Here is a 6473-nt window from a genome sequence, read left to right on the forward strand (position 1 = left end):
CCCCTCATTGAATCGATTGTTTAACGATGTCGTTCTTTGATACGCGGCTATTCGCCTCTACGACTAGAATCTCGCCGTTCGGCTCGCCGATCGTCGCTCCATCCTCTACGACGACACCGTCTGCAAGAATAGCTCGGTGGATCGTGACATCCTTGCCAATCGTCACGTTCGGGAAGATGACTGAATCCTTGATCAGTGTTCCGTCGCCGACTGTTACACCGTAGAACAAGACGGAGTGGTTGATCTCACCGTCGATTCGGCATCCTTCGTTGATGATCGACGTCTCGATGACCGCCTGATTGCCGATGTATTGCGGTTGCTGGTTCGGGTTGACCGAATAGACCTTCCAGGCCGGATCGTAAAGATCGAATTCCGGCTCGAGCTCGAGCAAGTCCATGTTGGCTTCCCAGAGCGACTGGATCGTCCCTACGTCCTTCCAGTAGCCTTTGAACTTGTAGGCGCGAATGTTCAAGTTCTCAAACAGCATGTTCGGGATGATGTTCTTCCCGAAGTCGAAGCTCGATTCCGCGTCTCCGGCATCTTGGATCAAATGGCGTTTCAACACTTCCCAATTGAAGATGTAGATCCCCATCGATGCAAGGTTCGATTTCGGATTCTCCGGCTTTTCTTCGAATTCGTTGATACGAAGTTCTGAGTCCGTGTTGAGAATCCCGAAACGCGGCGCTTCCTCCCATGGTACTTCCCGTACTGAAATCGTCACGTCGGCACCCGACTGTTTGTGGGCCTCGAGCATTTTCTCATAGTCCATCTTGTAGATATGATCTCCGGAGAGTACGAGTACGTATTCAGGATCAAATTGGTTCAGGTAGCTCAGGTTGCGGTAGATGGCGTTCGCAGTCCCTTCATACCAGTTCTTTCCTGTCTGCGCTTGATACGGCGGAAGAATCGTCAATCCCCCGTTCCGGCGATCGAGATCCCACGCGCTGCCGATTCCGAGGTATCGGTTCAATTCAAGCGGTTCATATTGAGTCAATACACCTACCGTGTCGATACCTGAGTTCGTGCAGTTCGAAAGCGGAAAATCGATGATGCGATATTTCCCTCCAAATGCGACTGCCGGTTTCGCAGTGTGTTTCGTCAATGCACCAAGCCGTTTCCCTTCGCCGCCCGCAAGCAACATTGCTACTACTTCTTTCTTGGCCATCTCGTTCCCCTCCATGGTGTTCCTCTATTTTTAAGTCAGATACTCGGTATATACCCATCTTTTCCGCATTCTAATATAACATTCCTGCAAAAATAATTTTTTTACGATAAAAAAAGTTGGAAATTGACGTTTTCCGGTCACGATTGACCGATAATAGAGATGAAACCTCTTGAAAGGAGACTTATATGCGCATCACATCCGGATATTTGATCCTTGCAGGTTTGGTGATATTTTTAGGATTCACGCTCGTCTCTCTCACGGAACGCATCGATGAGACGAAAAAAATCGTCGACTGGGCGACGAATCAAGTGGCCAGAAAACCGCTCCCGACCTATGACCCGATCACCGTTCGTTACGGAGATGAACGCGAATACATATATGATGGGATGTTACGGGACGATTTGACGCCTAAGCAGTTGCCAAACAAAATAGCAAAGACCTTCGTCGCCGTCGAGGATCACCGCTTCTATCAGCACGAGGGTTATGACATCTCAGGCATATTGAGAGCATTCACTCAAAATCAGAATGACGGCGATAAGAGTCAGGGCGGGAGCACGATCACCCAGCAGCTCGCCCGGATGGTCTATTTATCAAATGAAAAAACCTATACAAGGAAAATAAAAGAGCTGCTCCTGTCCGTCGCTCTCGAGCGCTCGTATTCGAAGGAGGAATTGCTTGCCTCCTATGTAAATCATGCCTATTTCGCAAACAATGCGTACGGCATCGAAGCGGCCTCTCGAACCTATTTTGACAAAACAGCTCGTTCACTTAGCTGGGAGGAGGCGGCATACCTCGCTTCCATTCCGAACAATCCGAGCCTGTACGATCCAATCCGTTTTCCTGAAAACACGGTCAAACGTCAGAAGCGGATTCTCGAGAAGCTGAGCGGGATCATGCCGAGCAAAAAGACGGATACTAAAATCAATGTATCGCTCCACCGTCCACCTGTGAGGTACCCGGACTACATCGACGCGGCCATCCGGCAAGCCGTCCAGTTGACGAGCGAGCGTCAAGGAATATCGTTCGAGGAGTCGCGGTCTTACCTGCACCGGTCTGACGCCCAGATCGATCTTTATCTCGACCCGGAAGTCCAGGAGCGCGCGAAGCAAGCGATTCGTGTACTTCCTCAACCGATCGAGGGCGCTTTCGTCGAAATCGACGCCCGGACACTCGGCGTCACTGCTCTCGTTGGCAATAAAAGTGACGTACCCGGTCAGTTGAACCGCGCCGTCCAGACATATCGTCAGCCAGGATCCGCCATCAAACCCTTGCTCGTCTATGGGCCGTATATCGAAAAAACAGATGCTGGACTTAGAAGTCTGATCGACGGCCGGCCAATCTGCTACGGTGGTCACTGTCCACGAAACAGTGGCGGACAGACGCTCGGTGACGTCCGTCTCGTCGACGCAGTAGCGTTCTCCTATAACACACCTGCCCTGCACGCGTTCGAAACGGTATTTGATGAGGGGCTCGAAACGATTCGACCGTTCCATTTCTCGAAATGGTCGAAGGAGGACGATTCCTACAACAGCGCACTTGGCGGATTGAAATATGGTGTATCCGTCCTCGAGCTGACGGATGCCTATACGACGATCGCGAACGACGGGATCTACAGCCCATCCTCGATGATCAAATCGATCAAACTACAGGACAAGCTGATTTACCGCCACGGGCGCAAATCGACCCGGATCTGGTCTAAACAAACGAATGACACCCTCAAAGACGCCCTCCACGCCGTCATGACCTACGGCACAGGACGCCTCGGATATGCAGATGCCGGATATATCGGCGGGAAGACGGGGACGACCAATGACAACAAGGATATGTGGTTCGTTGGGCTGAAAAATCAGAAGGTGGGCGGTATCTGGCTTGGAGCGGATACCCCTCGCCCGTTCCCGACCGAAGCGAACTCCACGCTACAGGTCAGGACATGGGCACGGATCGTGCGCTGATCAGGTTTCGAAGAGGATGGCTTGACCGAATGAGTTGAGCAGCGTCAGGATGAGCCAGACGAGCCCTGCGATCAGGATGCCCCACATGAGGCAAAGGAAGAGGATCAATCCGACCGCGCCGGCAGTCGACGTCATCTTGCTGATCTGTATAGTGTAGAAGATGAAATAGATGAGGAACGATATTCCAAGAACGCCACAGACGAGAGGGAATGACGTCATGAAAGCAAAGCTTGCACATCCGCCGACGAGCAGGAGAATCGCTCCCGGTCTGAGCATGCCGAGCGTCGTTCCGATCTGTTCCTTCAGGAAGAAAGCGAAGCCGAGCTGATTGATCGTATCAGAAACGAGCTTCAATGTACTGAAAACCATGAAGTATATGACGAGAAAGCCGAGCCAAACCAGCAACTTCGTATCCCTTGCGCTTAATATTTGCAGAAGTTCGCTGTAGACGCCGACCTGTCTGAGCCAGCGCAATGCGATTTCAGAAGTCGCGATTGCGAGAGATGTACTGAAGAGAAGGATACTGATGAGCGGGGCATAACTGAGTAGATAGACGTTCGTCCGCATGAATATGGCTCCATTTCATAAAAAATTCATATGTAGCTCACAAAAAAAGATACATGTATACTATAATAGATTATATCGGTTTAAGAGACTGAAGGGGGAAGCTAATATGGCATTTATTCTAATGATGTTCGTCAGCCTCGCATTTTTGACTGCGATCTTCACTGCAGGTTACAACAAGAAACCTGAAGGAAACGAGTAATAGCATGAAAGCAGACGTCGCCTGAACGGCCCGTCTGAGCAATCAAAAGGCGAAGGTCCGCACATGCGGCCTTCGCCTTTTCGTTCATAATAGACCCGCATACCCCTGTTGTCTGAGTGCTTCGTAGACGATGATCGCCGCCGTGTTCGATACATTCAATGAACGAACGAGGTTCGACTGCGGTAAGCGAATGCATCGCTCAGCGTTGTCATCGACCACTTCAAGAGGCAGCCCCTTCGTCTCGCGCCCGAAGACGAAGAAATAATCCTCTTCCGGATTCGAGAAATCCATCTGGCTCGGATAGTACTCGCCGTACTTCGTGATGTAATAGAATTGACCGTCCGGATGTTTCGCCCACAGTTCCTCGAGGGAGTCGTGATAGCGGACATCTACGAATTGCCAATAATCGAGTCCCGCACGTTTCAGTTGTTTGTCGTCCGTCGAAAAACCAAGCGGACGGATCAAGTGGAGCACGGAATGCGTAGCAGCACATGTCCGTGAGACATTCCCTGTATTAGCGGGTATTTCTGGTTGATACATGACGACGTGAATTGCCATTTGCTTCTCCCCTATTTCCATACGCAGGAACTGCGTTCGTATTTTTTCAGGCGGTCACCGTCTCATCCCATTCGGAGATCAGTCTTCTTCCTTCCGTCTGGACATCCGGCGACTCATCTGCTTCCAATCGTGAGCGAACCCAGTCGGCTTCCTCCAGTCCGGCGATACGCCCGACTGCCCAGATAGCAAGAGCTCTCATGTCAGCACGGTCATCTTTCTCCGCGAGTTTGCGAAGCGGTTCGATGGCAGCGCGCTCCCGGTAATGGACAAGGGCACAAATAGCGTTTCGCTGAATCGGCTTCTTCCCTCTCCACGCACCGGACAACGATCCGTACTGTTCCTTGAACTCCCGGTTGCTCAAGGAGAGCAAAGGAATCAAACGCGGTTTGACCTGCTCCGGGTCAGGTCGCAATTCCGTATGATGCATGGCGTTCTTTTTCCGGTTGAACGGACATACCTGCTGGCACGTGTCACACCCATACAGACGATTTCCAAGGGCGTAGCGGAACTCTTCCGGAATAAGCGTCTTCGTTTGAGTGATGAAGGAGATGCAACGTTTCGCATCGATCACTCCAGGTTCTACTAGCGCATCCGTCGGACAAGCTTCGATGCAGGCATTACATGTTCCGCAAAGTTCTTCTACCGGTTCATCAGGAGGCAGATAGATATCTGTGATCAGCTCCCCAAGATAAAGATAGGAGCCATGTTCTACGCTGATGATTGAACAGTTCTTTCCACTGAACCCGATTCCGGCACGTTCAGCGACAGCCCGATCGACAAGTTCCCCAGTATCGGCCATCGAGCGTGTCTGCGCAGCCGGATGATGCGCAAGGATGAACGCTTCCAGTTTCTCAAGTCTTCCCCGAAGCGCCTGGTGATAATCTAACCCCCATGAAGAGCGGCAGAAAATTCCTCTCCGGTCTCCCATCTGGCCTCTCGGTGCCCCGCTCAGCCGGCTCGGATAGGCGACTGCGATTGCGATGATCGAGACGGCGTCCTCGACGAGCAGCTTCGGGTTGGTCCGTTTCTCGAGGTCCGGCTCCTCGAATCCTGAAGCGAACCCTTTCTCCTGTTGCATCTCGAGTCGTTTCTTCAACATCAGAAACGGATCCGCTGTCGTCACCCGCAACTCGTCGATCCCGATTTCAGCAGCGTATTCGATTAGTTTCTGTTTGAACTCTACTGCATCCATCTGTAACTCCTCCTCGTCCTCGCTCAAGACAAAAAGAGCAACCTGTCATCCGTAAACGACACGTTGCTCTCTGCTATTCTCGTAAGCGGGTGAAGGGAATCGAACCCTCGTCATCAGCTTGGAAGGCTGAGGTTTTACCATTAAACTACACCCGCATGGGATGAAACGAATTGTGAAAGTATAAAGCGGGTGAAGGGAATCGAACCCTCGTCATCAGCTTGGAAGGCTGAGGTTTTACCATTAAACTACACCCGCAAGATACCGGTGGTCGGAATCGAACCGACACTCCAGAGGAACACGATTTTGAGTCGTGCGCGTCTACCAGTTCCGCCACACCGGCACAATCTCTTGCAAATCCTATTCAATTAAGAATGGAGGCGCCAGTCAGAATCGAACTGACGATAGAGGAGTTGCAGTCCTCTGCCTTACCACTTGGCTATGGCGCCATATTGGAGCGGAAGACGGGATTCGAACCCGCGACCCCGACCTTGGCAAGGTCGTATTCTACCACTGAACTACTTCCGCATGAAAAGCTGGGCTGGAAGGGATCGAACCTTCGCGTGTCGGAATCAAAATCCGATGCCTTACCACTTGGCTACAGCCCAATAAAGGGGCGACTGATGGGAATTGAACCCACGAATGCCGGAATCACAATCCGGTGCGTTAACCACTTCGCCACAATCGCCAGATTAAAATAAAAAAACAGGGGCAGCAGGAATCGAACCCGCGCTGACGGTTTTGGAGACCGTAGTTCTACCGCTAAACTATGCCCCTAAGTGGTGGGGGGGGGCGGATTCGAACCGCCGAACCCGAGGGAGCGGATTTACAGTCCGCCGCGTT

5 protein-coding genes and 8 tRNA genes are annotated in these 6473 nt (G+C 51.7%); 1 reads left to right on the top strand and 12 read right to left on the bottom strand.

All coding sequences use genetic code 11. The annotated features are described in order from the left end of the window. Positions 1-4: 4 nt before the first annotated feature. Positions 5-1165 (bottom strand): glucose-1-phosphate adenylyltransferase, encoded by a 1161-nt coding sequence (locus tag DFG60_RS04555; protein WP_114570551.1) that lies wholly within the window; start codon positions 1163-1165, stop codon positions 5-7. Positions 1166-1350: 185 nt separating this feature from the next. Between DFG60_RS04555 and DFG60_RS04560 the strand changes: the two genes are divergently transcribed. Beyond that, positions 1351-3117, top strand: a complete 1767-nt coding sequence (locus tag DFG60_RS04560; protein ID WP_114570552.1) for a transglycosylase domain-containing protein — start codon at positions 1351-1353, stop codon at positions 3115-3117. On the opposite strand, the gene DFG60_RS04565 is transcribed toward DFG60_RS04560, so the two are convergent. From DFG60_RS04565 to DFG60_RS04615, 11 genes are all read right to left on the bottom strand, one after another. Continuing rightward, positions 3118-3684 (bottom strand): DUF5366 family protein, encoded by a 567-nt coding sequence (locus DFG60_RS04565; RefSeq protein WP_114570553.1) that lies wholly within the window; start codon positions 3682-3684, stop codon positions 3118-3120. It abuts the gene before it with no gap. Positions 3685-3967: 283 nt separating this feature from the next. Beyond that, positions 3968-4441, bottom strand: a complete 474-nt coding sequence (trmL, locus tag DFG60_RS04570) for a tRNA (uridine(34)/cytosine(34)/5-carboxymethylaminomethyluridine(34)-2'-O)-methyltransferase TrmL (RefSeq protein ID WP_114570554.1) — start codon at positions 4439-4441, stop codon at positions 3968-3970. 46 nt (positions 4442-4487) lie between these two features. Beyond that, entirely contained in the window at positions 4488-5633 is a 1146-nt protein-coding gene (gene queG, locus DFG60_RS04575; protein WP_114570555.1) for a tRNA epoxyqueuosine(34) reductase QueG, read from the bottom strand. 84 nt (positions 5634-5717) lie between these two features. Further along, positions 5718-5788: transfer RNA gene (locus DFG60_RS04580), tRNA-Gly, on the bottom strand. Positions 5789-5817: 29 nt separating this feature from the next. Next, positions 5818-5888 (bottom strand) — tRNA-Gly (locus DFG60_RS04585). 4 nt (positions 5889-5892) lie between these two features. Further along, positions 5893-5973 (bottom strand) — tRNA-Leu (locus DFG60_RS04590). A gap of 32 nt (positions 5974-6005) precedes the next feature. After that, positions 6006-6079, bottom strand: a tRNA-Cys gene (locus DFG60_RS04595). Between the two features lie 4 nt (positions 6080-6083). Beyond that, positions 6084-6158 (bottom strand) — tRNA-Gly (locus tag DFG60_RS04600). Positions 6159-6166: 8 nt separating this feature from the next. Continuing rightward, a tRNA-Gln gene (locus DFG60_RS04605) sits at positions 6167-6238 on the bottom strand. Positions 6239-6245: 7 nt separating this feature from the next. Beyond that, a tRNA-His gene (locus DFG60_RS04610) sits at positions 6246-6318 on the bottom strand. Between the two features lie 18 nt (positions 6319-6336). After that, positions 6337-6407 (bottom strand) — tRNA-Trp (locus tag DFG60_RS04615). Positions 6408-6473 lie beyond the last annotated feature (66 nt).

The organism is Exiguobacterium flavidum (assembly GCF_003344535.1).
In the GTDB taxonomy this organism is placed as follows: Bacteria; Bacillota; Bacilli; order Exiguobacteriales; family Exiguobacteriaceae; genus Exiguobacterium_A; species Exiguobacterium_A flavidum.

Coding starts and splice junctions, on each gene's coding strand:
- DFG60_RS04560 (WP_114570552.1), top strand. CDS start 1,351: ATGCGCATCACATCCGGATATTTGATCCTTGCAGGTTTGGTGATATTT.
- DFG60_RS04555 (WP_114570551.1), bottom strand. CDS start 1,165: ATGGCCAAGAAAGAAGTAGTAGCAATGTTGCTTGCGGGCGGCGAAGGG.
- DFG60_RS04565 (WP_114570553.1), bottom strand. CDS start 3,684: ATGCGGACGAACGTCTATCTACTCAGTTATGCCCCGCTCATCAGTATC.
- trmL (WP_114570554.1), bottom strand. CDS start 4,441: ATGGCAATTCACGTCGTCATGTATCAACCAGAAATACCCGCTAATACA.
- queG (WP_114570555.1), bottom strand. CDS start 5,633: ATGGATGCAGTAGAGTTCAAACAGAAACTAATCGAATACGCTGCTGAA.